22 protein-coding genes and 1 pseudogene are annotated in these 25,733 nt (G+C 59.5%); 18 read left to right on the top strand and 5 right to left on the bottom strand.

All coding sequences use genetic code 11. From position 1 onward, the window contains the following. Positions 1-29 precede the first annotated feature (29 nt). Entirely contained in the window at positions 30-2,087 is a 2,058-nt protein-coding gene (locus tag AEQ67_RS06045; protein WP_059402995.1) for a type VI secretion system Vgr family protein, read from the top strand. Beyond that, a complete protein-coding gene (locus tag AEQ67_RS06040) occupies positions 2,084-2,926 on the top strand; it encodes a DUF4123 domain-containing protein (RefSeq protein WP_059402994.1) in 843 nt (280 codons plus the stop codon). The genes AEQ67_RS06045 and AEQ67_RS06040 overlap by 4 nt, the downstream gene beginning before the upstream one ends. A 5-nt stretch (positions 2,927-2,931) precedes the next feature. Here AEQ67_RS06040 and AEQ67_RS06035 read toward each other — a convergent pair whose 3' ends face one another. After that, entirely contained in the window at positions 2,932-3,396 is a 465-nt protein-coding gene (locus AEQ67_RS06035; protein WP_059402993.1) for a methylglyoxal synthase, read from the bottom strand. Between the two features lie 148 nt (positions 3,397-3,544). Beyond that, entirely contained in the window at positions 3,545-4,546 is a 1,002-nt protein-coding gene (gene gap, locus AEQ67_RS06030) for a type I glyceraldehyde-3-phosphate dehydrogenase (protein ID WP_059402992.1), read from the bottom strand. A 220-nt stretch (positions 4,547-4,766) separates the two neighbouring features. Here gap and edd point away from each other — a divergent pair, with 220 nt between their 5' ends. The 11 genes and pseudogenes from edd to AEQ67_RS05975 all read left to right on the top strand — a co-directional run bounded on the left by edd (position 4,767) and on the right by AEQ67_RS05975 (position 18,437). After that, positions 4,767-6,593 carry a phosphogluconate dehydratase gene (gene edd / locus AEQ67_RS06025; RefSeq protein ID WP_059402991.1) on the top strand — a complete coding sequence of 609 codons (1,827 nt, stop codon included), beginning with the start codon at positions 4,767-4,769 and terminating at the stop codon, positions 6,591-6,593. Next, positions 6,590-7,540 (top strand): glucokinase, encoded by a 951-nt coding sequence (locus AEQ67_RS06020; protein WP_059402990.1) that lies wholly within the window; start codon positions 6,590-6,592, stop codon positions 7,538-7,540. The genes edd and AEQ67_RS06020 overlap by 4 nt, the downstream gene beginning before the upstream one ends. Before the next feature lie 157 nt (positions 7,541-7,697). After that, entirely contained in the window at positions 7,698-8,429 is a 732-nt protein-coding gene (locus AEQ67_RS06015) for a response regulator (RefSeq protein ID WP_059402989.1), read from the top strand. After that, positions 8,419-9,886, top strand: a pseudogene (locus tag AEQ67_RS06010) (ATP-binding protein). Before AEQ67_RS06015 ends, AEQ67_RS06010 begins: the two are co-directional and overlap by 11 nt. A gap of 235 nt (positions 9,887-10,121) precedes the next feature. Beyond that, positions 10,122-11,381: a D-mannose isomerase gene (locus tag AEQ67_RS06005; RefSeq protein WP_059402988.1), complete on the top strand. Its 1,260-nt coding sequence runs from the start codon at positions 10,122-10,124 to the stop codon at positions 11,379-11,381. Positions 11,382-11,498: 117 nt separating this feature from the next. Then, the gene (locus AEQ67_RS06000) at positions 11,499-12,800 is read left to right on the top strand and encodes an ABC transporter substrate-binding protein (protein ID WP_059402987.1); all 1,302 of its coding nucleotides are present in this window, start codon (positions 11,499-11,501) and stop codon (positions 12,798-12,800) included. A 173-nt stretch (positions 12,801-12,973) separates the two neighbouring features. Next, a complete protein-coding gene (locus tag AEQ67_RS05995) occupies positions 12,974-13,882 on the top strand; it encodes a carbohydrate ABC transporter permease (protein ID WP_054044927.1) in 909 nt (302 codons plus the stop codon). Next, positions 13,875-14,720 carry a carbohydrate ABC transporter permease gene (locus AEQ67_RS05990; protein ID WP_059402986.1) on the top strand — a complete coding sequence of 282 codons (846 nt, stop codon included), beginning with the start codon at positions 13,875-13,877 and terminating at the stop codon, positions 14,718-14,720. The genes AEQ67_RS05995 and AEQ67_RS05990 overlap by 8 nt, the downstream gene beginning before the upstream one ends. Before the next feature lie 2 nt (positions 14,721-14,722). Further along, the gene (locus AEQ67_RS05985; protein ID WP_059402985.1) at positions 14,723-15,883 is read left to right on the top strand and encodes an ABC transporter ATP-binding protein; all 1,161 of its coding nucleotides are present in this window, start codon (positions 14,723-14,725) and stop codon (positions 15,881-15,883) included. 219 nt (positions 15,884-16,102) lie between these two features. Continuing rightward, positions 16,103-17,449 carry a carbohydrate porin gene (locus AEQ67_RS05980; protein WP_059402984.1) on the top strand — a complete coding sequence of 449 codons (1,347 nt, stop codon included), beginning with the start codon at positions 16,103-16,105 and terminating at the stop codon, positions 17,447-17,449. Between the two features lie 115 nt (positions 17,450-17,564). Beyond that, complete coding sequence (locus AEQ67_RS05975; RefSeq protein ID WP_059402983.1) at positions 17,565-18,437, top strand: D-hexose-6-phosphate mutarotase; 873 nt, start codon at positions 17,565-17,567, stop codon at positions 18,435-18,437. Positions 18,438-18,544: 107 nt separating this feature from the next. Here AEQ67_RS05975 and AEQ67_RS05970 read toward each other — a convergent pair whose 3' ends face one another. Continuing rightward, positions 18,545-19,405 (bottom strand): MurR/RpiR family transcriptional regulator, encoded by an 861-nt coding sequence (locus AEQ67_RS05970; protein ID WP_177318169.1) that lies wholly within the window; start codon positions 19,403-19,405, stop codon positions 18,545-18,547. A gap of 226 nt (positions 19,406-19,631) precedes the next feature. Between AEQ67_RS05970 and zwf the strand changes: the two genes are divergently transcribed. From zwf to AEQ67_RS05950, 4 genes are all read left to right on the top strand, one after another. Continuing rightward, the gene (gene zwf, locus AEQ67_RS05965; protein WP_059402982.1) at positions 19,632-21,098 is read left to right on the top strand and encodes a glucose-6-phosphate dehydrogenase; all 1,467 of its coding nucleotides are present in this window, start codon (positions 19,632-19,634) and stop codon (positions 21,096-21,098) included. After that, positions 21,085-21,798, top strand: a complete 714-nt coding sequence (gene pgl, locus AEQ67_RS05960) for a 6-phosphogluconolactonase (protein ID WP_059402981.1) — start codon at positions 21,085-21,087, stop codon at positions 21,796-21,798. The genes zwf and pgl overlap by 14 nt, the downstream gene beginning before the upstream one ends. A 17-nt stretch (positions 21,799-21,815) precedes the next feature. Further along, the gene (locus AEQ67_RS05955) at positions 21,816-22,481 is read left to right on the top strand and encodes a bifunctional 4-hydroxy-2-oxoglutarate aldolase/2-dehydro-3-deoxy-phosphogluconate aldolase (RefSeq protein WP_059402980.1); all 666 of its coding nucleotides are present in this window, start codon (positions 21,816-21,818) and stop codon (positions 22,479-22,481) included. Positions 22,482-22,807: 326 nt separating this feature from the next. Then, positions 22,808-23,533, top strand: coding sequence for an intradiol ring-cleavage dioxygenase (locus AEQ67_RS05950; RefSeq protein ID WP_059402979.1), 726 nt, complete (start codon positions 22,808-22,810; stop codon positions 23,531-23,533). 2 nt (positions 23,534-23,535) lie between these two features. On the opposite strand, the gene AEQ67_RS05945 is transcribed toward AEQ67_RS05950, so the two are convergent. Beyond that, positions 23,536-24,717 carry an aminotransferase class V-fold PLP-dependent enzyme gene (locus AEQ67_RS05945; RefSeq protein ID WP_059402978.1) on the bottom strand — a complete coding sequence of 394 codons (1,182 nt, stop codon included), beginning with the start codon at positions 24,715-24,717 and terminating at the stop codon, positions 23,536-23,538. 17 nt (positions 24,718-24,734) lie between these two features. Next, the gene (locus AEQ67_RS05940; protein WP_007949456.1) at positions 24,735-24,971 is read right to left on the bottom strand and encodes a DUF3820 family protein; all 237 of its coding nucleotides are present in this window, start codon (positions 24,969-24,971) and stop codon (positions 24,735-24,737) included. A 203-nt stretch (positions 24,972-25,174) separates the two neighbouring features. Here AEQ67_RS05940 and AEQ67_RS05935 point away from each other — a divergent pair, with 203 nt between their 5' ends. Next, positions 25,175-25,642, top strand: a complete 468-nt coding sequence (locus tag AEQ67_RS05935) for a ferritin-like domain-containing protein (RefSeq protein ID WP_059402977.1) — start codon at positions 25,175-25,177, stop codon at positions 25,640-25,642. The last annotated feature ends 91 nt before the right edge of the window (positions 25,643-25,733 follow it).

Genomic DNA, 25,733 nt, shown 5'->3' with positions numbered 1-25,733 from the left:
GCCAGCGCTGGATTTAAAGGACTAAAAAGATGCATGACTCAATCTCCCAACCACGCTTCTATCTCGATATCAGCGGCTTGCAGCATGACTTTCAGGTCCTGGCCTTCAAAGCCACGGAATCGATCAGCCAGCCCTATGAGGTGACCCTGGAACTGGTCAGCGAGCGGTCAAATCTCGACCTCGAGACGCCGCTGCACAAACCTGCATTCCTCGGCTTTGGTCCTCCCGGCGAGGGCCTGCACGGGCTGATTTATAACGTTGCGCAGCGCGAGTCAGGTGAACGACTGACACGCTATGAACTGACGCTGGTGCCTCAACTGGCGTATCTGGCCCTGTGCAGCGACCAGCGGATTTTTCAGCAACGCAGCGTCGAGCAGATCATTACCGAAGTGCTGAACAAGCACGGCATGCTCGGCGATTCGTTCACCTTTCAACTGGGCCCAAGCGTCTATCTGCCACGCGAGTACTGTGTTCAGTTCAACGAAACCGATCTGGGGTTTATTCAGCGACTCTGTGAAGAGTCGGGCATTCACTACCATTTCCAGCACAGCCCACAAGGGCACCTATTGGCGTTTGGTGATGATCAGACGTACTTTCGCCGGTTGGCCCCGTCCACCTTTCGACAAAAAAATGCTCAGGTTGCCGATCACCCGGTGATTGATACCTTCGGCGTGCGTCTCGCCACGCGTCCCAGCCAAGTGGCAATTCGGGACTATGACTTCGAAAAGCCCAACCGGCTTCTCGAAGAACAAAGCAAAAGCCCGGTCGCTCCGGCGCTGGAGGATTACCGGGCGCCGGGACGGTTCAAAACCGCTGATGAGGGCGAGCGGCTGGCCACGCGCCAATTGGAGCAACATCGCAGCGATTACCGCTTGGCGGAAGGCGCCAGCGACCTCGGTAACCTGCACAGCGGTCACTTTCTCGACATGAAGGATCATCATTGTGCGCAATGGAATGATCTTTGGCTCCTGACCGGCGTGACGCATGAAGGCCGGCAATTACAGGTGCTTGAAGAGGCGATGCCCAGTCAGCTCCCTACCGCTGATTTCCAGGGCTATCGCAATACCTTCACTGCGACGCCTTGGGATACACCGTATCGACCGCCGAAAAAATACCCCAAGCCAACCCTTTCCGGCAGTCAGACTGCCAAAGTCACCGGGCCGGCAGGCGAGGAGATCCACTGCGATGAATACGGTCGGGTCAAAGTCTGTTTCTACTGGGACCGTACTGACCCGCAAACCGATAAAAGCAGTTGCTGGTTGAGAGTCTCGACCGTTTTGGCGGGCGACGGCTATGGGGTGGTGAGCATTCCCCGTGTCGGCATGGAAGTATTGGTCACCTTTATGGATGGCGACCCTGATCGCCCGGTGATTTCCGGTTGCCTGCCTCACCGTACCAACCCGGTGCCTTATGAGCTGCCGCAGCACAAGACCCGAAGCGTCTTTCGCAGTCGCAGTTCGCTCAACAGCACAGGGTTCAGTGAATTGCACATCGAAGATCGCGCCGGGCAAGAGTTGATCTACCTTCGGGCGCAGCGTGACATGGAGCAAAAAATTGAAAACGACAGTCGTCTGGAAGTCGGGCGCGAGCGCCGGGAAACCATCAAGGGCACCAGCACCAGTGTGTTCGAGAGCGAAGAACATCGCACGACGACAGGCGACCGTAAAACCCGACTGATGGCCAATGATCATCTGCACGTTGCGCAAAACAGCCATACCTATGTGGGCGAGGTGCTGGTCATAGAGGCGGGTCAGGAAATTCATTTCAAAGGAGGTGTGAAACTGGTGCTCGACGCCGGCGATAACATGACCTTGTGTGCGGGCGACCAGCACATTGTGATCAGTTCGAGTGGCATTTACAGCAGTTGTGCGATCGAGGTGGGGGGCAGCCCCGCGCGGGGGACGCTGGCGGCGCCGCTGATGCCGGGTGCAACACAGGCATTGATGGCCCCGATCGAACGAGCACCGGTCATCGCTTTTGTCCAACGGGCGCTGATGACTCTGGCTAGCGAGCAATCGGCTGACTTCTGCCCGATCTGCGAGGCCTGTCGCGAGGGCGTTTGTTCAACAGAAGGAATCTGCGCATGAGTAACTTGCCTGTTCAGTGGATGGCGCAGCAATCACAACTGGGTCGTAGTCTGTGTTTGATTCTTGATTCGAAGGCGGCGCCGCGGATTCATCAGGCGTTGTTGCACCAGCTGACACCTGAATGCTATCGCAGCGTCTACAGGGAGACCGCCGTCGCCGCGCTGGCCGTGGGCGGCCCGTTTGTTTTTTTAATCGATAGTCTGAATCCGTCATCGCTCAATGAGTTGTTCGAAGGGTCGTCCCTGGATTGGGGGTGGCTGGCGAGCATCGACAATCACTCAATCGGAATACTGGTGAAACATTGGCGCGAACGTCTGTTTGTCGGGAAACGACCGCAACAGGCGCTGTACCGTTTCCACGACAATCGGGTGTTGGCGCGAGCACTGGCCCATCTTCCTGAGTCGGCGTATCCCGAATATCTGGGACCGGTCATCGGTGCCTGTTACTGGCAGGGTGAGCACTGGATGGCAGCGCAGAATCCGGCACCGGGCGAATACCCGGTTCCCGACTCTGCGCAATGGCTGGATATCCCGACGCCGGTCGACCAGGAACGAGCGATCCTGTTGGCCAATGTGGGTCAGTACCTGTTGGCAGAGCACAGTGAGGACCTTGCCCGATTGCCGGAAGACCTGTCGCCAAGAGCCTGGCTGACAGAACAACTCGACCTGGCACAGCGATGGGGATGGCAGACGCCGGAGCAGCTGCATTTTCTGGTGGTCGAGCGCTTGCGGGAGATGCACACGCCCGGTATCAAAAACTGGAATCCGAGGCCTGAAGAACACGCGCAGGCTCATTTTGAGCGCCTGCGCGACGAGCGACTCCCCGAGGTCAAACCCTGATCGTACTAACCCCGTCCCGACAGATAGGTCGCGTAATCCGGAATGCGGTGTTGATGCGCCTGTTCCATCAACGGACTGCTGAGCAAGTAGTCGGCGCTGCATTCGTTGCACGCCACCGGGATGTTCCACACCGCCGCGACCCGCAGCAATGCCTTGATGTCCGGGTCGTGGGGCTGTGGTTCGAACGGGTCCCAGAAGAACACCAGCATGTCGACCCGCTGCTCGGCGATTCGCGCGCCGAGTTGTTGGTCGCCGCCGAGTGGGCCGCTGATCATGCTTTCCACCGGCAGATCCAGGCGTTGTTGCAACAGCAGCCCGGTGGTGCCGGTGGCGACCAGTTCGTGTTGCGCGAGTTTGTCTTTTTGTCGCTCAGCCCAGTCCAGCAAAAACACCTTGCAGTGGTCATGGGCCACCAGGGCGATACGCTTGCGCGCCGCGATGGTTTTTTGGGTAAAGCTGATACCGATCATCGGTGACTGCTCCTGAAATGGCGCGCACTTTGTAGGAGCGAGCTTGCTCGCGAAGGTCGTTAACGATGACAAGGGTCGCCTGAGTGAGCGCGGGGCCCTTGCATCCTTCGCGAGCAAGCTCGCTCCTACAAGAAGTGGGAAGTGCTGCTTATTCCGCGTTGCACAGCGCCAGGCAGTTATCGAGCATGCGGTTGGAGAAGCCCCATTCGTTGTCGTACCAGGCCAGTACCTTGAGCAGCTTGCCGCTGGATTTGGTGTGGTTGGCATCGAAGATCGACGACAGTGGGTTATGGTTAAAGTCGCTGGAGACCAACGGCAAGGTGTTGTAGCCAAGAATCTTCGAATGCTGGCTGGCTTCTTTGAGCAGTGCATTTACTTCATCGGCCGACGCTTCGCGCTTGAGCTGCACGGTCAGGTCCACCAGCGACACGTTGATCACCGGAACACGCACCGCCATGCCGGTCAGTTTGCCCGCCAGTTCCGGCAGCACCAAGCCGACGGCTTCAGCGGCGCCGGTCTTGCTCGGGATCATGTTCTGGGTCGCCGAACGGGCGCGGTACGGGTCGGTGTGGTAGACGTCGGTCAGGTTCTGATCGTTGGTGTAGGCGTGGATAGTGGTCATCAAACCGCTTTCGATGCCCAGCTCGCGGTGCAGCACCTGAGCCACCGGGGCCAGGCAGTTGGTGGTGCACGATGCGTTGGAAATAATCTGGTGCGACTGGCGCAGGATGTCGTGGTTCACCCCATAAACCACAGTGGCGTCGGCACCTTTGGCCGGGGCCGAGATGATCACTTTGCGCGCGCCGGCCGTAATATGCGCGGCGGCTTTGGCCCGGTCGGTGAACAAACCGGTGCATTCGAACACGACATCAATTTTTTCTGCGGCCCAGGGCAGGTCGGCCGGGTTGCGAATGGCGCTGACCGATATACGGTCGCCGTTGACGGTCAGGCTTTCCTGATCGTGCTGGACATCGGCGTCGAACGTGCCGTGAACGGTGTCGTACTTGAGCAGATGAGCGTTGATCGAGCTGTCGCCCAGGTCGTTGATGGCGACGATCTGCAGATCCTGGCGATAGCCTTGGGTATACAGTGCCCGCAGGACGTTACGGCCAATTCGGCCAAAACCATTGATTGCGATTCGAAGAGTCATTTAACTGGGCCGCCGTCGTTTTGTTGTTGGAATTACAAGATTATTCGCAAAAAAATAGAAAACAAGCCTTTTTAATGGCAATATTTTGTTCAATCTACAACTAGTGACCTGAATCAACTGGTCCGACCGATCAAGAAAACCGTCTGTCATCCCATCGACACCGGCTCTTGATCAGCATAGACAATCAGGTCGCCACATCCGTTAGCCTGGAGTTCTACACATGCATCCCCGCGTCCTTGAGGTCACCGAACGGCTTATCGCCCGCAGCCGCGCCACGCGTGAGGCTTACCTTGCACTGATTCGCGGTGCAGCCAGCGACGGTCCGATGCGCGGCAAGCTGCAATGCGCCAACTTCGCCCATGGCGTGGCCGGCTGCGGCACCGACGACAAGAACAGTCTGCGGATGATGAACTCCGCCAACATTGCGATTGTTTCGTCATATAACGACATGCTCTCGGCGCATCAGCCGTACGAAGTCTTTCCTGAACAGATCAAAAAAGCCCTGCGTGAAATCGGCTCCGTCGGCCAGTTCGCCGGCGGCACCCCGGCCATGTGCGATGGCGTGACCCAAGGCGAGCCGGGCATGGAACTGAGCCTGCCAAGCCGTGAAGTGATCGCGCTGTCCACCGCCGTGGCGTTGTCCCACAACATGTTCGACGGCGCGCTGATGCTCGGCATCTGCGACAAGATCGTGCCGGGCCTGATGATGGGTGCGTTGCGTTTCGGTCATCTGCCGACCATCTTTGTGCCGGGTGGGCCGATGGTCTCGGGCATTTCCAACAAGCAGAAAGCCGATGTGCGCCAGCGCTACGCCGAAGGCAAGGCCAGCCGCGAAGAGCTGCTCGAATCGGAAATGAAGTCCTACCACAGCCCTGGCACCTGCACTTTTTACGGCACCGCCAACACTAACCAGTTGCTGATGGAGGTCGTGGGCCTGCACTTGCCGGGTGCCTCTTTCGTCAACCCGAACACGCCATTGCGCGATGCCTTGACCCGCGAAGCGGCGCATCAGGTGACGCGCCTGACCAAGCAGAGCGGCGACTTCATGCCGATCGGCGAAATCGTCGACGAGCGCTCGCTGGTCAACTCCATCGTGGCGCTGCACGCCACCGGTGGCTCGACCAACCACACCCTGCACATGCCGGCCATCGCCATGGCCGCGGGTATCCAGTTGACCTGGCAGGACATGGCCGACCTCTCCGAGGTGGTGCCGACCCTGAGCCACGTCTACCCGAACGGCAAGGCCGACATCAACCACTTCCAGGCGGCGGGCGGCATGTCGTTCCTGATCCGCGAGTTGCTGGAAGCCGGTCTGCTCCACGAAAACGTCAACACCGTGCTTGGCCACGGCTTGAGCCGCTACACGATGGAACCATTCCTTGAAAACGGCGAACTGGTCTGGCGCGAAGGCCCGATCGAAAGCCTCGACGAAACCATCCTGCGTCCGGTCGCCCGGGCATTTTCGCCAGAGGGCGGTTTGCGCGTGATGGAAGGCAACCTCGGTCGCGGTGTGATGAAAGTTTCAGCCGTCGCTTTGGAAAACCAGATCGTCGAAGCCCCGGCCATGGTGTTCCAGGATCAGCAGGATTTGGCCGACGCGTTCAAGGCCGGTTTGCTGGAGAAGGATTTTGTCGCGGTGATGCGCTTCCAGGGCCCGCGTTCCAACGGCATGCCGGAGCTGCACAAAATGACGCCGTTCCTCGGCGTGCTGCAGGATCGCGGCTTCAAGGTGGCGCTGGTGACTGACGGGCGTATGTCCGGCGCCTCGGGGAAAATCCCGGCGGCGATTCACGTCAGCCCAGAAGCGTATGTGGGCGGCGCTTTGGCGCGAGTGCAAGAGGGCGATATCATCCGCGTCGATGGCGTCAAAGGCACTTTGGAGCTTAAGGTGGACGCCGAAGAATTTGCAGCGCGCACGCCGGCCAAGGGCCTGTTGGCCAATAACATCGGCAGCGGGCGCGAACTGTTTGGTTTCATGCGCATGGCCTTCAGCTCCGCAGAGCAGGGCGCCAGCGCCTTTACTTCTGCCCTGGAGACGCTTAATTGAAACTGGCTTTGGTCGGTGACATCGGTGGGACCAACGCACGTTTCGCGTTGTGGAAAAACCAGCAGCTGGAATCTGTCCAGGTGCTGGCGACGGCAGATCACACCAGTCCGGAGGAGGCCATTGGCGTCTACCTCAGCGGCTTGGGGCTGAAACCCGGCGACATCGGTTCGGTATGCCTGTCGGTGGCCGGCCCGGTGAGTGGCGATGAATTCAAGTTCACCAACAATCACTGGCGACTCAGCCGCAAGGGGTTTTGCCAGACCTTGCAGGTCGATCAACTGCTGTTGGTCAACGACTTCTCGGCGATGGCGCTGGGCATGACCCGTTTGCAACCGGGCGAGTTTCGGGTGGTCTGCGAAGGCACGCCGGAACCGTTGCGGCCAGCGGTGGTGATTGGTCCGGGCACTGGCCTTGGCGTTGGCACCTTGCTCGATCTTGGGGAGGGCCGTTTCGCTGCGCTGCCGGGAGAGGGCGGTCACGTCGATTTGCCGCTGAGCAGTCCGCGGGAAACTCAACTGTGGCAGCACATCTTCAATGAGATTGGCCATGTCAGTGCTGAAACCGCGTTGAGTGGTAGCGGCTTGCCGCGCGGCTATCGGGCGATCTGCGCGGGCGGCGGTCATGAGCCGGTTCTCGGAACACCCGAAGCGATTACCGCTGCCGGTCTGGCGGGCGATCCGATTGCCCTGGAAGTGCTTGAACAGTTCTGCTGCTGGCTTGGGCGCGTGGCCGGTAACAATGTGCTGACCACCGGTGGGCGCGGGGGCGTGTACATTGTGGGCGGGGTGATTCCGCGGTTTGCCGATTTCTTTATCGAAAGCGGTTTTGCCCGGTGCTTCGCCGACAAGGGCTGCATGAGCGATTACTTCAAGGGGATTCCGGTGTGGCTGGTGACGGCGCCGTATTCCGGATTGATGGGCGCAGGGGTGGCGCTGGAGCAGGCTTGAGACCGCGTCGCGCCCTTCGCGGGCAAGCCTCGCTCCTACAGGATTACCGAAATCCTTGTAGGAGCGAGGCTTGCCCGCGAAGAGGCCCGCACAGACACATAGAATAGCGATCGATCAGGCATAATCCGCCCAATTCAAATAACAAGGACGCCTTCCTGTGAGCTCAGTCAACAAGTCGATTTTGTTGGTCGATGACGATCAAGAGATACGCGAGTTGCTGGACACCTACCTGACCCGCGCCGGTTTCCAGGTCCGTACCACGCCCGATGGCGCAGGTTTTCGCCAGGCGATGAACGACGCGCCGAGTGACCTGGTGATCCTCGACGTGATGCTGCCGGACGAAGACGGTTTCAGTCTGTGCCGCTGGATTCGCCAGCATCCGCGTCAGGCGCAAGTGCCGATCATCATGCTCACCGCCAGCTCCGACGAAGCCGACCGCGTTATTGGCCTGGAGTTGGGCGCCGACGATTACCTCGGCAAACCGTTCAGCCCCCGTGAATTGCAGGCGCGCATCAAAGCCTTGTTGCGCCGGGCGCAGTTCGGTCAGGAACGTTCCGGCAGTGAAGTGCTGGCCTTCGATGACTGGCGCCTGGACATGGTCAGCCATCGGCTGTTCCACATTGACGGTGAAGAAGTGATTCTCTCTGGCGCCGATTTCGCGCTGCTGAAACTGTTCCTCGATCACCCCCAGGAAATCCTCGACCGCGACACCATCGGCAACGCCACCCGTGGCCGCGACTTGATGCCGCTGGATCGCCTCGTCGACATGGCGGGCCGTCGCCTGCCCCCACCCCTGCGCGCCCCCGAAAAACCGCCACGACTGATCCGCACCGTGCGTGGCAGCGGCTATCAACTGGCAGCCAATGTGGTTGCCAGCAATGGCCACTGAGTTTTTGCGCAAACTCGCTGCGCGCATCCCGGTGCCGCGTTCGCTGCTCGGGCGGATGTTGCTGCCGCCCTTGCTGGCGGTGCTGTTCGCCCAGCGCCGTCGGGCGTGATCTGGGTCCCGCAATTGCGCGCTACCCAACTGAAGGCCTGGTCACCAGCGCCCGCGGCCTTGCCCTTGCGGTGACCGCCAGCGTCAGTTACTTCCGCTCGCTGCCGGTCGCATTCAGGCCGCTGGTACTCGACCAGCTGCGCAGCATGGGCGGCACCCGATTTGTGGTAACCCTCAACGACAAACCCCTGGGCATGGAAGTATTGCCGATCACCCCGCGCAAAGCGGCGGTGCTCAAGGCGGTGGACGAAGTGCGGCGTGAGCCCCTGGGCCATGACGCCGATATCGCGGTGACTTTCGTCAGCCCCGAAGCCCGGCGAATCTTCAACAGCGGACGGAAACTCGAGGAATTGCCGCGCTCCTGGGCGCCCTCCGCGTTGGCCCGGGACCCGGTGAACCCGCCGGTGCTGGTCACGCAAATCCAGATGGCACCGGGCGAATGGTTGTACATCGCGTCCTTGTTGCCCGAGCCCTACACCAGTCTTGAAGAGCAAGGACTGCCGGCGCAGCAGGTCTGGTTCATCGTGCTCACCAGCGGCTTTTTGCTGTTGTTCATCGGCCTGCTGGTGCACTGGCAAAGTCGCCCGCTCAAGCGCCTGGCACGGGCGGCGCGCGATATGTCCCTGGGTGCCGAAGTCGAACCGGTGGCCGAGGGCGGTGGCAGTGAAGTGGTCGAGGTCGGCCGTGCCTTCAACGCAATGCGCGAACGCATCAGCCGTTACCTGACTGAACGCAGCCAGTTGTTCAGTGCGATTTCCCATGACCTGCGCACGCCGATTACCCGGCTGCGACTGCGGGTCGAATTGCTCGAAGACGAAAAGCTGCAAGCCAAGTTCGGGCGTGATCTGGATGAATTGGAGCTGCTGGTCAAAGGCGCGCTGCAATGTGTGAAAGACACCGACATCCACGAAAACATCGAGCCGGTGGACCTCAATCATGTGCTCGATTGCCTGGTGGAACCGTATCTGGCGCCCAACGGTAATGGCCGCGTGACGCAGCAGGGGCGTGCGTTGGCGGCGTATCCAGGTAAGCCGCTGGCGCTCAAGCGTTGCATCGGCAACCTGATCGACAACGCCTTGAAGTATGGGCAGAAAGCCCATCTGCATATCGATGACGATCAGAGCGCATTCATCCTGCATGTGGACGATGAAGGGCCGGGGGTGCCGGAGCAGCGGATGGAGCAGGTGTTCGAACCGCACTTCCGGTTGGCCGGGCAGCAGCAGGGTTATGGGCTGGGGTTGGGGATTGCGCGCAATATTGCCCATAGCCATGGGGGTGAAGTCAGCCTGCAGAATTTGCGTGAAGGCGGGTTGCGCGTGACGTTGCAGTTGCCGCGCAGTGTTGATTAATAAGACCGCGTTATCGTTCATCGCGGGCAAGCCCGCTCCCACAGGATCAGTTGTGTTTTCAAGTTATGTGCAAAACCTTGTGGGAGCGGGCTTGCCCGCGATGAGGCTGGATCAGTCAACAAATCCCCCAAGGAAAATGTCACAGTCTGGTGACATAACTCGCCCCCTTCGTTACAAGCCCGCCACCGCCCGTTGTTTAGACTGCCCGCAGTCATAACAACAAAAAAGGCACCCCATGGACACCTTCCACCCGGCCTTCAGCAGTTGGCTGAACGCACCCGCTCACCAACAGTGGCTCTCCGCCGAAGGCTTGCGCCTGCTGGCATTTGCCAAGGCTTCAAAGCTCCCCGAAGGTTTCGGCAACCTCGACGATCAAGGCCGCCTGCCGGCCAACGCGCAAGCCGAAACCATGAACACCGCGCGCATGACCCACAGCTTCTCCATGGCTCATATCCAGGGCTTGCCGGGTTTTGCCGAACTGGTCGATCACGGCGTCCAGGCCCTCAGCGGGCCATTGCGTGATGCCGAGCACGGCGGCTGGTTCGCGGTCGCACAGCATCGCGACGACAACACCGGCAAAGCGGCCTACCTGCATGCCTTCGTCGCCCTGGCCGCGAGTTCCGCCGTCGTCGCGCAACGGCCTGGCGCCCAGGCTTTGCTCAATGATGCGATCAACATCATCGACAGGCATTTCTGGAGCGAGGAGGAGGGCGCGATGCGCGAATCCTTCAACCGCGACTGGACTGATGAAGAAGCCTATCGCGGCGCCAACAGCAACATGCACGCCACCGAAGCGTTTCTCGCGTTGGCCGATGTCACCGACGACAACCGCTGGCTGTGCCGCGCTCAGCGCATTGTCGAACGGGTCATTCACGGTCACGCCGCTGCCAACGATTACCTTGTGGTCGAGCATTTCGACCGCGACTGGCAACCCCTGCGCGAATACAACCACGACAACCCGGCCGACGGTTTTCGCCCTTACGGCACCACGCCGGGCCACGGTTTCGAATGGGCGCGGTTGTTGCTGCACCTCGAAGCCGCGCGGGTTCAGGCCGGGATGCTGACACCGGGCTGGCTCGCCACCGACGCGCAAAAACTCTTCGAGCACAACTGCCGTCACGGCTGGAACGTCGACGGTGCGCCGGGAATTGTCTACACCCTCGACTGGGACAATCGCGCCGTGGTTCGCCATCGCTTGCACTGGACTCACTGCGAAGCCAGCGCCGCCGCCAGTGCTCTGCTCAAGCGCACCGGCGATGCGCAATACGAACGCTGGTATCGACTGTTCTGGGAATTCTGTGACAGGCATTTCATCGATCGATGCGATGGCAGCTGGCACCACGAACTCGATCCGCAGAACCGCCCGAGTGCCGATATCTGGGCCGGTAAACCCGACCTTTATCACGCCTGGCAAGCGGTCCTGATCCCGCGCCTGCCCCTGGCGCCAAGCATGGCCAGTGCGCTGGCAGCATTGTCCCAGAGCGTTCCTGTGTAACCATGTGGTGACATTCGAACGTCCCTTCGTTACCTGCGAAGGGATAACTCCTGTTTAAAATCCTATGCAGCGCAAGCACCAGACTTGCATGCATAACAACAAGAAAGGTACTACTAGATGAATGCGATTTCTCGCCTCGCTACTGTCATTTCTCTCGCGTCACTGCTCCCTCTTTCTGCATTCCCGTTGAGTACCCTTGCCGCCGATTCCAAAGGTTCGGTGGAAGTCGTTCACTGGTGGACCTCTGGTGGTGAAAAGGCAGCGGTCGATGTCCTCAAGGCTCAAGTCGAAAAAGACGGCTTCACCTGGAAGGACGGCGCAGTCGCCGGTGGTGGTGGCGCTACCGCCATGACCGTACTCAAAAGCCGCGCCGTGGCCGGTAACCCGCCAGGCGTAGCGCAGATCAAAGGTCCGGACATCCAGGAATGGGCGTCTACCGGCCTGCTCGACACCGACGTGTTGAAAGACGCTGCCAAGACCGAAAAGTGGGACAGCCTGCTCGACAAGAAAGTCTCCGATACCGTGAAGTACGAGGGTGACTACGTGGCCGTGCCGGTGAACATTCACCGCGTCAACTGGCTGTGGATCAACCCGGAAGTCTTCAAGAAAGCCGGCATCGAAAAAGCCCCGACCACCCTTCAGGAATTCTACGCGGCCGGCGACAAGCTCAAGGCTGCGGGCTTCATTGCGCTGGCCCACGGCGGCCAGCCTTGGCAGGACAGCACCGTATTCGAAGCGGTGGTGCTTTCGGTCATGGGCGTCGACGGCTACAAGAAAGCCCTGGTCGATCTGGACAACGCTGCGCTGACCGGTCCTGAAATGGTCAAGGCGCTGACCGAGCTGAAGAAAGTCGCGACCTACATGGACGTCGACGGCAAAGGCCAGGACTGGAACCTCGAAGCGGCCAAGGTCATCAACGGCAAGGCCGGCATGCAGATCATGGGTGACTGGGCCAAGAGCGAGTGGACGGCAGCCAAGAAAGTCGCCGGTAAAGACTACGAGTGCGTAGCCTTCCCGGGCACCGACAAGGCCTTCACCTACAACATCGATTCCCTGGCCGTGTTCAAGCAGAAAGACAAGGGCACTGCTGCCGCTCAGCAAGACATTGCGAAGATCGTGCTGGGTGAGAACTTCCAGAAAGTCTTCAGCATCAACAAAGGCTCGATCCCGGTTCGAATCGACATGCTGAACGACATGGGCAAATACGGTTTCGACGCCTGCGCCCAGACCGCCGCCAAGGACTTCCTGGCGGACGCCAAGTCCGGCGGCCTGCAGCCAAGCATGGCGCACAACATGGCAACCACGCTGGCGGTACAGGGTGCGTTCTTTGATGTCGTGACCAACTTCATCAACGACCCGAAAGCCGATCCGGCCACGGCCGCCAAGCAACTCGGCACAGCTATCAAAGCGGCCAAGTAACCGTTAGCACCTTGTGGCAGGGATTTTGTGGGAGCCGGGCTTGCCCGCGATGGCATCACCTCGGTTTATCAGTTGCACTGAGGTGATGCCATCGCAGGCAAGCCAGCTCCCACAGAAGCCCACTCCCACAAGGGATGCCTAAGTAGTCCTTTTCTCTAGTACGGGATCTTCCCATGAGTTCTGTTGCTGTGTTCAGCAAGGCCTCGCCGTTCGATGCATTGCAGCGCTGGCTCCCCAAACTGGTGCTGGCGCCGAGCATGTTCATCGTCCTGGTGGGCTTCTATGGCTATATCCTCTGGACGTTTGTCCTGTCGTTCACCACTTCGACCTTCCTGCCCACTTACAAATGGGCGGGCCTGGCGCAATACCAGCGGTTGTTCGACAACGACCGTTGGTGGGTGGCGAGCAAGAACCTGGCAGTTTTCGGCGGCATGTTTATCGGTATCACCCTGGTGATCGGTGTGCTGCTGGCGGTGTTTCTTGACCAGCGCATTCGTCGCGAAGGTTTCATCCGCACCATTTACCTGTACCCGATGGCGCTCTCGATGATCGTCACCGGTACGGCCTGGAAATGGTTGCTCAACCCGGGCATGGGCCTGGACAAATTGTTGCGTGACTGGGGCTGGGAAGGCTTTCGCCTGGACTGGCTGATCGACCCGGACCGCGTGGTGTATTGCCTGGTGATTGCGGCGGTATGGCAGGCCTCGGGTTTTATCATGGCGATGTTCCTCGCCGGTCTGCGTGGGGTTGATCAATCGATCATCCGTGCCGCCCAGATCGATGGCGCGAGCATGCCGCGGATTTACCTGAAAGTGGTGTTGCCCAGCCTGCGCCCGGTGTTCTTCAGCGCGGTAATGATCCTGGCCCACATCGCGATCAAGAGTTTCGACCTGGTGGCGGCAATGACTGCTGGCGGCCCGGGTTACTCCTCCGACCTGCCTGCGATGTTCATGTATTCCTTTACGTTCAGTCGCGGCCAGATGGGCATGGGCTCGGCCAGTGCGATTCTGATGCTCGGTGCGATTCTCGCAATCATCGTGCCTTACCTGTACTCCGAGCTGAGGACCAAGCGTCATGACTAGTTTCGCTGCCAAACCTTCTATCAGCCTGAGTCGCATCGCGATCTACGGCGTGCTGATCCTTGCCGTATTGCTTTACCTGATTCCGCTGGTGGTCATGCTGTTGACCAGTTTCAAGACGCCGGAAGACATCAACACCGGCAACCTGCTGAGCTGGCCGACCGTGGTCAGCGGCATTGGCTGGGTCAAGGCCTGGGCCACGGTCGACGGGTATTTCTGGAACTCGATCAAGATCACCGTCCCGGCGGTGCTGATCTCCACCGCCATCGGTGCGCTGAACGGCTATGTGCTGTCGATGTGGCGCTTTCGTGGTTCGCAGTTGTTCTTCGGCCTGCTGCTGTTCGGTTGCTTCCTGCCGTTCCAGACCGTCCTGCTGCCGGCCTCGTTCACCCTCGGCAAGATGGGCCTGGCCAGCACCACCACGGGCCTGGTGTTCGTGCATGTGGTCTACGGCCTGGCGTTCACCACGCTGTTTTTCCGTAACTACTACGTCAGCTTTCCCGACGCGCTGGTGAAGGCGGCGCGGCTGGATGGCGCGGGTTTCTTCACCATCTTCCGCTTGATCATCCTGCCGATGTCCACCCCGATCATCATGGTCTGCCTGATCTGGCAGTTCACTCAGATCTGGAACGACTTCCTGTTCGGCGTGGTGTTCTCCAGCGGTGATTCGCAACCGATCACGGTGGCGTTGAACAACTTGGTCAACACCAGTACCGGGGCCAAGGAATATAACGTTGATATGGCGGCGGCGATGATCGCCGGGCTGCCGACCCTGCTGGTCTATGTGGTCGCAGGCAAGTATTTCGTGCGCGGGCTGACGGCCGGCGCAGTCAAGGGGTAATCATGGCTACGCTCGAACTTCGCAATGTAAACAAGACCTATGGCCCCGGCCTGCCGGACACCCTCAAGGACATCGATCTGTCGATCAAGGACGGTGAGTTCCTGATCCTGGTCGGACCTTCGGGTTGCGGCAAGTCGACCCTGATGAATTGCATCGCCGGCCTGGAGACCATTACCGGCGGCGCGATCATGATCGATGATCAGGACGTTAGCGGCATGAGCCCCAAAGACCGCGACATCGCCATGGTGTTCCAGTCCTATGCGCTGTACCCGACCATGAGCGTGCGCGAGAACATCGCCTTCGGCTTGAAAATTCGCAAAATGCCCGCCGCCGATATCGAAGCGGAAGTGGCGCGGGTGGCCAAGCTGCTGCAGATCGAACACCTGCTGAGCCGCAAGCCCGGCCAGCTCTCCGGCGGTCAACAACAGCGCGTGGCCATGGGCCGTGCCCTGGCGCGGCGGCCGAAGATTTACCTGTTCGACGAGCCGCTGTCCAACCTCGACGCCAAGCTGCGGGTCGAGATGCGCACCGAAATGAAACTGATGCACCAGCGCCTGAAAACCACCACGGTCTACGTGACCCACGACCAGATCGAAGCCATGACCCTGGGCGACAAGGTGGCGGTGATGAAGGACGGGATCATTCAGCAATTCGGTACACCGAAAGACATCTACAACAACCCGGCCAACCTGTTCGTGGCGAGCTTCATCGGCTCGCCACCGATGAACTTCATTCCGCTGCGTTTGCAGCGCAAGGACGGTCGTCTGGTGGCATTGCTCGACAGTGGTCAGGCGCGCTGCGAATTGCCATTGGGCATGCAGGACGCCGGTCTTGAAGATCGCGAAGTGATCCTCGGCATGCGCCCGGAGCAGATCGTGTTGGCGAACGGCGAGCCGAATGGTTTGCCGACCATTCGTGCCGAAGTCCAGGTCACCGAACCGACCGGGCCGGACACCCTGGTGTTCGTCAATCTCAACGACACCAAAGTCTGCTGCCGCCTGGCACCGGACGTTGCGCCCAATGTCGGCGAGACCCTGACCCTGCAATTCGATCCATCGAAAGTGTTGTTGTTCGATGCCAAGACCGGTGAGCGCCTGGGGGTGGCCGGTCTGCCGCAAGCCGAGAACCACAGTGCCAACGTGGCGCAGTTCAAAGGCCGCTAAAAATCAAATGTTGGAATGCGGTCATGTGGGAGCGGGCTTGCCCGCGATGCAGGCGCCTCGGTTCGACGTCGAACCGGATTGATGCCATCGCAGGCAAGCCAGCTCCCACAGGAGTTCACTCCACCAGGGGAATACGCGGTGTGAGGCCTGACGCGCACTGCACTTGATGTAACCGCGTTAGATAAAAACAGTTAATAACAATAAAACGAGGATGTAGGGATGAAGAAGAAGAACAACGCTCAGCTTATCTGCCAGTTGTCAGCCGTTGCGGCAATGATGCTGGCCGGTAGTGTGCACGCGGCTGACGCGTTCAGCGCCGATTCTGAGTGGATGACCGGTGATTGGGGTGGAGAACGAACCAAGCTGATCGAGCAAGGCATCGACATCAAAATGGACTACGTCGGTGAAGTGGGTGGCAACCTCCACGGCGGCTTCAACAACGACAAGACTGCGCGTTACGCCGACCAGTTTGGCCTGGGCGCGGCGCTGGACCTGCAAAAACTGTTCGGTTGGGATAACACCCAGGCCAAGGTCCAGTTCACCAACCGTAACGGTGAAAACATCTCCAATGACCGTGTGGGCGACCCGCGTGCCGGCACCTTGAGTTCCTCGCAGGAAGTCTACGGTCGTGGCCACATGGTCCGTCTGACCCAACTGTGGATCAAGCACCAGTTCTTCGACAACAAACTGGACGTCAAGGCCGGTTACTTCGGCGAAGGCGAAGACTTCAACACCTTCCCGTGCGAGTTCCAGAACCTGGCCTTCTGCGGTTCCCAGGTGGGTAACTGGGCGACCAACATCTGGTACAACTGGCCGATCAGCCAGGCCGCGATCCGCGTCAAGTACAACATCTCGCCTGAGTTCTATGCGCAGATCGGCGCGTACAACCAGAACCCGACGCAACTGGAGCACGGTAACGGCTTCAAGCTCAGCGGCAGTGGTACGGCGGGCACCGTCTTGCCGGTCGAGTTGGTCTGGTTGCCTAACCCTGGCAATCTGCCGGGCGAATACCGTGTCGGTTACTACAAAAGCACGGCCAAGGCTGATGACGTTCGTGAAGACGACAACGGCGATGATGCGGCCACCAGTGGCAACGCCTTCCGCAGCCACAGCAGCAAGCACGGCTACTGGTTCGTTGCGCAGCAACAACTCACCAGCCACAACGGTGACGCTTCCCGCGGTCTGAACATCGCGGCCAACGCCACTTTCCACGACAAGGACACCAACATCGTCGACAACTACCAGTCGCTGATGTTTGTGTACAAAGGCCCGTTCGATGCACGTCCGAAAGATGACATGGGGATCGGTTTCGCCCGTATCCATGTCAACGATGACGTGAAGAAAAACGCTGAGCTGACCAACGCCGCCAATGGCGTCACCAACTACGAAGATCCACTGTTCGCGCCACTGCGTTCCACCGAGTACAACTACGAGGTCAACTACGGCTTCCACGTTACCAACTGGCTGACTGTGCGTCCTAACCTGCAATACATCACTCACCCAGGTGGTGTTGATGAAGTTGATAACGCGCTGGTCGCCGGCCTGAAAATTCAGTCGGTGTTCTAACGCTGTTGCGATAAGCTCCTCTCTATGTGCGCATTTTTGCGGACAGCCCAGGCTGTCCGCTTTTTTTTGGGGGCGGCGCACCCCGGGTGACAGATGATTTTCAGGACCGTGGCACATGCATGAGCATCCGCTACAACGCTTCTTCAAATCCTTGCGCGAACGTCCGGTGTTTGCGTGGGAGCGCTATCAGAAGCGCGATGTGCTGGTGATCGACCATCCGCTGTGTCAGGCGGTGTTCAGTCGGCAGGGCGCGCAGTTGCTGCACTTCCAGCCCAAGGGCCAGAAACCCTGGTTGTGGTGCGCGGCGAAGTGGCCACAGGTCGGGGCGATTCGCGGCGGTGTGCCGGTGTGTTGGCCGTGGTATGGCCGGCATCCGAGTGAAAACGCCTGGCCGTCCCATGGTTGGGCTCGGTTGATCGACTGGAAGCTGATCGACAGCCGCCATGACGACGATGGCGTGCGCCTGCATTGGCAGCTTCAGCTATGCGACTGGCAAGTGGACCTGCATGCACACCTTGGCGAACGTATGGATTTACGCCTGAGCACCGAGCATCAGGACAGCCTGCCGTGCCAATTGAGTCAGGCGTTGCACGCGTATTGGCGTATTGGTGACGTTGGTGAGATAGCGCTGTCTGGGCTCGACGGGGCGCACGGTTACGACCAGTTGAACCGTCAGGTTTGTCATCAGGAAGGCGAGCTTCGAGTCGATGGCGGCTGTCAGCGGGTGTTCCAGCATGACGGTGAATTGCAGCTCAAGGACCACGCCTGGCAGCGGGAATTGTGCATCGACACCGGCGACCATGCCGACACCGTGGTTTGGCATCCGGGTTCGCGGCCGTTATTGGGGGTGAGCTGGAATGAGGTGTGCGAGTTTGTCTGCGTGGAAGCGGCCAGCGGTGGGACGGATAGCCTGAGCCTGGCGCCGGGGGAGCGGGCGCATTTGAGTTTGCAGGCGCGGGTTGGCGGTTTGGCTCAAGTGATGTGTTGAGGTGGCTGGCGCCTTCGCTGGCAAGCCAGCTCCTACAGGCTGCGCACCGCTTTTGTAGGAGCTGGCTTGCCAGCGAAGAGGCCCGGGCAGGCAATCAAAATCCTGGCCTAATTGAACTCATCCCCAATCGGATACCGACTGGCATTCAGGCTTTCCTTGATCTTGCGCAAATGCGGCTGGAAGTCCACGCCCCGACGCAAGGTCATGCCGGTCGCCAGCACATCCAGCACCGTCAGCTGAATGATCCGCGAGGTCATCGGCATATAGATGTCGGTGTCTTCCGGCAACGGAATGTTCAGGCTCAACGTACTGGCTTTGGCCAATGGCGAACCCTCGGCCGTCAGGCCCAGCACCGAAGCGCCGTTTTCCCGGGCAATGCGCGCCACTTCCACCAGTTCGCGGGTGCGGCCGGTGTAGGAAATGATCACGAACAGCTCGCCAGTGTGGGCCACCGACGCAATCATCCGCTGCATCAGCACGTCCGCATGGGCGGTGACGGCCAGGTTGAAACGGAAAAACTTGTGCTGCGCATCCAGCGCCACCGGGGCCGAGGCACCGAGGCCGAAGAAGTGGATCTGCCGGGCCTGGATCAACAGGTCGACGGCGCGGCTGATCAGGTTCGGGTCCAGCGCCTGCAAGGCACTGTCCAGCGAGGCGATGGCGCTGCCGAAGATCTTTTTCGTGTACGCCTCGGGATTGTCATCGGCCTCGACCGCACGGCTGACATACGCCGCGCCACTGGCCAGGCTTTGCGCCAATTGCAGCTTGAGTTCCGGGTAACCGCTGACGCCGAACGAACGGCAGAAACGGTTGACTGTCGGCTCGCTGACTTTTGAGGCCTGGGCGAGGGCGGCGATGCTGAACCGGGTGGCCTGCTGTGGGTTGAGCAGGATCACTTCGGCGACTTTGCGTTCGGCCTTGTTCAGGTCTTCAAGGCGATTCTGGATCTGTTCCAGTAAATTTCGCACGCGGTCCATAGATGTTCCTTAAGTCAGCAGCGCAAACAAGCGGTCTGCTATGCAAAAAGGGCCTTTGATGCGGCCCGTAACGGTGGCCTATCCTACTGATGGCTCCGACCGACCACCACTCGGAATCTGTATTTTGCGAAAATGTTGTGGTTATTACTACATTTTCCCTTGAGTGATGCCTTGAAAAAAGGTATTTGTAGCTTAACTTGATAAAAGAACAAACATCATGCCTTCGATTACGGTTGAACCGTGCACCTTTGCCTTGTTCGGCGCCCTTGGCGACCTGGCCTTGCGCAAGCTGTTTCCTGCCCTCTATCAACTCGACGGCGCAGGCCTCTTGCACGAGGACACGCGAGTTATCGCGCTGGCCCGTGAGCCTGGCAGCGAACAGGAGCATCTGGCGTTCATCGCCTCTGAGCTGCGCCGCTACGTCGGTGCAGAACTGGACGAAGCCGTGGTCGAACGTTTCCTGTCGCGCCTGAGCTACCTACACGTCGATTTCCTCAAGGCTGACGATTACGTCGCCCTGGCGGAGATGGCCGGTAGCGCGCAACGGGTCATTGCCTATTTCGCCACCCCGGCAGCGGTTTACGGCGCGATCTGCGAGAACCTGTCGAAGGTCGGCCTGGCGGAAAACACCCGCGTGGTGCTGGAAAAACCCATCGGTTCGGACCTGGAGTCCTCGCGCAAGGTCAACGACGCCGTGGCGCAGTTCTTCCCGGAGAACCGCACTTACCGCATCGACCACTACCTGGGCAAAGAGACCGTTCAAAACCTGATCGCCCTGCGTTTCGCCAACAGCCTGTTCGAAACCCAGTGGAACCAGAATTACATCTCCCACGTGGAAATTACCGTGGCCGAGAAGGTCGGGATCGAAGGCCGCTGGGGCTACTTCGACAAGGCTGGCCAGCTGCGGGACATGATCCAGAATCACCTGCTGCAACTGCTCTGCCTGATCGCCATGGACCCGCCGGCCGACCTGTCCGCCGACAGCATCCGTGACGAGAAAGTCAAAGTGCTCAAGGCGCTGGCGCCGATCAGCCCGGAAGGCCTGACCACGCAAGTGGTGCGCGGCCAGTACATTGCCGGCTACAGCGAAGGCAAACCGGTGCCCGGTTACCTGGAAGAGCCCAACTCCAACACCCAGAGCGACACCGAAACCTTCGTCGCCCTGCGTGCCGACATCCGCAACTGGCGTTGGGCCGGCGTACCGTTTTACCTGCGCACCGGCAAACGCATGCCGCAGAAGCTGTCGCAGATCGTCATCCACTTCAAGGAACCGTCGCACTACATCTTCGCCCCCGAGCAGCGCCTGCAAATCAGCAACAAGCTGATTATCCGCCTGCAACCGGATGAAGGCATTTCCTTGCGCGTGATGACCAAAGAACAAGGCCTGGACAAGGGCATGCAGCTGCGCAGCGGTCCGTTGCAGCTGAATTTTTCCGATACCTGGCGTAGCGCACGGATTCCCGATGCCTACGAGCGGTTGTTACTGGAAGTGATGCGCGGCAATCAGAATCTGTTTGTCCGTAAAGATGAAATCGAAGCCGCGTGGAAGTGGTGTGACCAGTTGATCGCCGGGTGGAAAAAATCCGGTGATGCGCCCAAGCCGTACGCGGCCGGCTCCTGGGGACCAATGAGCTCCATTGCACTGATCACGCGGGATGGGAGGTCGTGGTATGGCGATATCTGAATTGAAACTGCCTCAGGGCGTCAGCGCTCATGAGTTCAAGAGCCCGGTGCTACTGGCCGATGGTTTGGCGCTGAATGTGGCCAAGCAACTGAGTGACGCCATCGACGCTCGCGGTACTGCAACGCTGGTGGTCTCCGGTGGACGCAGCCCGGTGGCGTTTTTCCAGAACCTGGCCAAGCAAAAACTCGACTGGTCCAAGGTTGTCGTCACCCTGGCCGACGAGCGCTGGGTGCCGGTTGAGCACGCCGACAGCAATGCCGGTCTGCTCAAGCGCTACCTGTTGCAAGGCCCGGCGGCCAAGGCTCAATTCTTGAGCCTCTACAGCGCCAGTGCCAACCTGGAACAGGCGGCTGAGCAGGCCGACCGTTTGCTCGCCGAATTGCCGGCGATCGACGTGCTGATTCTCGGCATGGGCGATGACGGGCACACCGCTTCACTGTTCCCGAACAGCCCGAACCTGGCCGACGCCTTGAAAGTCGACGGCACACGCCGTTGCTACCCGATGCTGGCGCCGACCGTGCCACATCAGCGCCTGACCATGAGTCGTGCGCTGCTGGCTTCGGCCAAGACCACCGTTCTATCGATTTCCGGTCAGTCCAAACTGACTACTTTGAGTGCCGCATTGGCCGGTGACGATGTCGCCGCCATGCCGATTCGCGCGTTTTTGCAACCTACGTTAGAGATTTACTGGTGCCCATGAGCCAAGGAACAGCCGCTATGACAAACACATCCCCGACCGTATCCATGGCGGATAAAGTTGCCCTGATCGACAGCCTCTGCGCCAAGGCGCGGATTCTGCCGGTGATCACCATCGCTCGCGAACAGGACGTCCTGCCGCTGGCCGATGCCCTCGCGGCCGGTGGCCTGACCGCCCTGGAAGTGACCCTGCGTTCGCAGTTCGGCCTCAAGGCCATTCAGATTCTGCGTGAGCAGCGTCCAGAACTGGTGACCGGCGCCGGCACCGTGCTCGATCGCAACATGCTGGCCGCCGCTGAAGCGGCGGGCTCGCAGTTCATCGTCACGCCGGGCATCACCCGTGATCTGCTCGAAGCCAGCGTCGACAGCCCGATTCCGCTGTTGCCAGGCATCAGCAACGCCTCGGGCATCATGGAAGGCTACGGCCTGGGTTATCGCCGCTTCAAGCTGTTCCCGGCGGAAGTCAGCGGTGGCGTCGCGGCCATCAAAGCCCTGGGCGGTCCATTCGGCGAAGTGAAATTCTGCCCGACTGGCGGCGTCAGCCCGGCCAATATCAAGAGCTACATGGCGTTGAAAAACGTGATGTGCGTGGGCGGTAGCTGGATGCTTGATCCGGAGTGGATCAAGAACGGCGACTGGGCCCGCATCCAGGAATGCACCGCCGAAGCATTGGCGCTGCTGGACTGATCGGCTTTTACCAAACACTTCGTTGTGTGTTCTACGGCTTTACGGTGCGCTTGGTCGGTGCACCGTTTTTTTTTGCCCGTAAAAAAAACCGCTGCCGACACATCCTTTGTAGCAGCTGGCGAAGCCTGCGTTCGGCTGCGCAGCAGTCGTAACATCAGAACACGCGGTGTGTCAGGCAAACCGTGCAATCTGGATTTACGACTGCTGCGCAGCCGAACGCAGGCTTCGCCAGCTGCTACAAAGTCGACATCATGCGATACATAGTTACCGCCTCTCGATGTTCGGCCAGTGCTAGCCTGCGTTCATCTTATGGAAGAGAGAACGTCATGGACGACATCACCTCGGTTGCACCCACACCAGCGGTTTATCAGCTTTCCCCGGAACAAATCGCCGGCCCGTATTTCCGAAACCCCAAACTGATCAGGCGAAACATCAGCGAAGGCGCCGAGGGTATTCCCTTGGTGTTGCGGCTGGCGATTGTCGACGCCATGACCGGCCATCCGGTGACAGATGCGCTGGTGGATATCTGGCATTGCAACGCGCGCGGGGCGTATTCAGGCTGGAGCAACGTCAATCCGGACAAGGAAGCCGATGTCGGTGACATCGGCTCGATCCCGCGCACCGACGACGACACCTACCTGCGCGGAGGGCAGTTCACCGACAAGAAAGGCATCGTGCGTTTCACCACGATCTATCCGGGGTTCTATGCCGGCCGCGCGCTGCACATCCACGTCGCGGTGCGCATCACGGGCGGTAACAACTATCTGCAAGAGCGACACGTTGCCTGGGTTGGTCAACTGTACTTCCCCGGCGTCGCCTCGCGCGCGGTGCTTAATGCCCGGGAGTATCGCGGTCGAGCCGTCTCGGCGCTGACCAACGAAGAGGATTATTTCTATGAAACCATGGGCGGCGAAGCCTCGATCCTGAATGTTCACACCCTCGGGCGCGACTCGAATGAAGACGGCTTTTTCGGCCATACCACCATCGGTGTCGACACGTTTGCGGTGTCGACACAGATCAAACCCGAAGATTTCGACAAATACACCGTGTGACGTCAGCGCAGTTCGGTCAGTGCCTTGGCCAGCAAGCGCATGTCGGCTGCGGTGGTGGTGAGCCCGGGCGTGATGCGGATGCACGGACCACACGCCGCACCACTGCGCACCACGGTGAACAGGTTGTAGTCGTTGAGTAGCCGCTCGGCCATTGCCTGTTGATCGGCATACCGGGTGAAGCGCATCGAGGTGATACCGCAATACAGTCGCGGGTCATCCGGGGTCATGACTTCGATGCCTGGCAGCTCGCGCACTGCGCGCACCCACAGGTTACGCAGGTAATTGAGCCGTGCGCCCTTGGCGGCAGAACCACCCATTGCGCGGTGCTCCTCGAACACCAGCGGCAGGGTCAGCAGCGCCGGGATGTTCGGCGTGCTATAGGGCGTGCGGGCGCGAATATCGTAATGCGCAAAATGCATCTCGCCCATGTCCGGGTCGATGTCGGCCAGGCGTTCCGGGGCGATGTACATGAAGCCCAGCGTCAGCGGCGCACCGATCCACTTATGCAGGTTGTACCCGGCAAAGGCGATGCCCAGTTTGTCGAGATTGAACTCCAGTTGGCCAAGCGCGTGGGCGCCGTCGAGGATCACGTCGACGCCATGCTCTTTGGCGATCGCGGCAATCGCCTGCACCGGCATCACCAACCCGGTGCGATGAGTGACGTGGGTTAGGGCCATCAGTTTGAGTCGCGGATAACGCACGAAGGCTTCACGGTAGCTGGCCAGCAAGCTGTCGAACGTGGCGGGGTGCGCGTGTTCGATCTCGATCACTTCGACGCCACGATGGCGCGCCAGCCAGCGCATGGCGCCTTTGACGGTGTCGTATTCCAGGTCGCAGATCAGCACCTGGTCACCCGGCTGCAGGCGGTTGTAGTTGCGGATCAGTGATTGCAAACCGTCCGAAGCGTTGCGAGTCAGGGCGACGCTGCCGGCGGGTACGCCCATCAGCTCGGCGAGCTGCGCGCGAATCTCCAGGCTTTCAACCACCTCGAATTGCTGACGCACATGCACCGAGTTGCTGCGATTGATGAGTTCGATGTTGCGCTGATACTCCTCGACCACCGTTCGGGACATGCGCCCGAAGTAACCGTTTTCCAGGTTCACCGGGCCGGGTTCAACAGCATAACGATCGGCAAAGGTCAGCCAAAAGGCTTCATCACGGGCGCGGCGAGTGTTATCGGGCATGGATTACTCAGTCAGGATCAGTGGCGAGGGGCAGGTTTGCCGTGTTTGGCGCGCAGCGGTTCGAGCAACTCCGACAGGCCGTTGTGATCGATTTCCTGCATCAGGGCCAGCAGGCCACCGAGTTCACCATGGGGGAAACCTTCCCGGGCGAACCAGTTCAGGTATTGGCCGGGCAGGTCGGCAATGATTCGGCCCTTGTATTTGCCGAAGGGCATTTCACGGGTAATCAGCAGTTCGAGCTTTTCAGGGTTCATCAATCAGTCGTCTTGATTCAAACAGTCTGGAAAATACAGGCATTCTGCATGCAGGCCAAATGACAGATCATGCAAAAAAAGCGGATACAGATTTCGCATTAAAATATAACCTGTTGAAATATAACGATTAAATTGTCAATTCAAAGCTGGCATGCAGGGTGCAATACCTAATGCATCTTTCATCAACCCGCGAGGAATTGAAAATGACCGACATGAATAAAGAAGCCATCTCTGTACTCAACGACCTGATTGAAACCAGCAAAGACGGTCAGGAAGGGTTCAAGACTTGCGCTGAAGACATCAAACACCCTGAACTCAAAACCCTGTTCGTGCAACGCTCGGCTGACTGCGCCACTGCGGCTGCGGAACTGCAGAGCACGGTACGTTCGTTGGGCGGCGATCCGGAAACTTCCACCAGCGTCAGCGGTGACTTGCACCGTCGTTGGGTCGACGTGAAAGCGATGTTCACCGGCAAGGACGAAGAGGCTGTGCTGAACGAAGCCGAACGCGGTGAGGACCATGCGTTGAAGGCATACAAGGAAGCCATCGAAAAAATCAACAAGCACAACCTGGTGGGTATTCGTGACCTGGTTGAACGTCAGTACCACGGCGTACAACGCAACCACGACCAGGTGAAAGCTCTGCGTAACCAGGCTCGCGCACGCTCGTAAGTGCTTAAAGCCTGTCAAAAACGCCAGCCAGTCTGGCGTTTTTTTGTGCCTGGGAATTAGCGCTGGACGGGTTATAGATAGCTAGCTAATA

The sequence above is a fragment of the Pseudomonas sp. RIT-PI-q genome, assembly GCF_001297125.1.
GTDB lineage: Bacteria > Pseudomonadota > Gammaproteobacteria > Pseudomonadales > Pseudomonadaceae > Aquipseudomonas.
The sequence above is the reverse complement of the archived record's forward strand: the minus strand, read 5'-3'. Positions and strand labels throughout refer to the sequence as shown.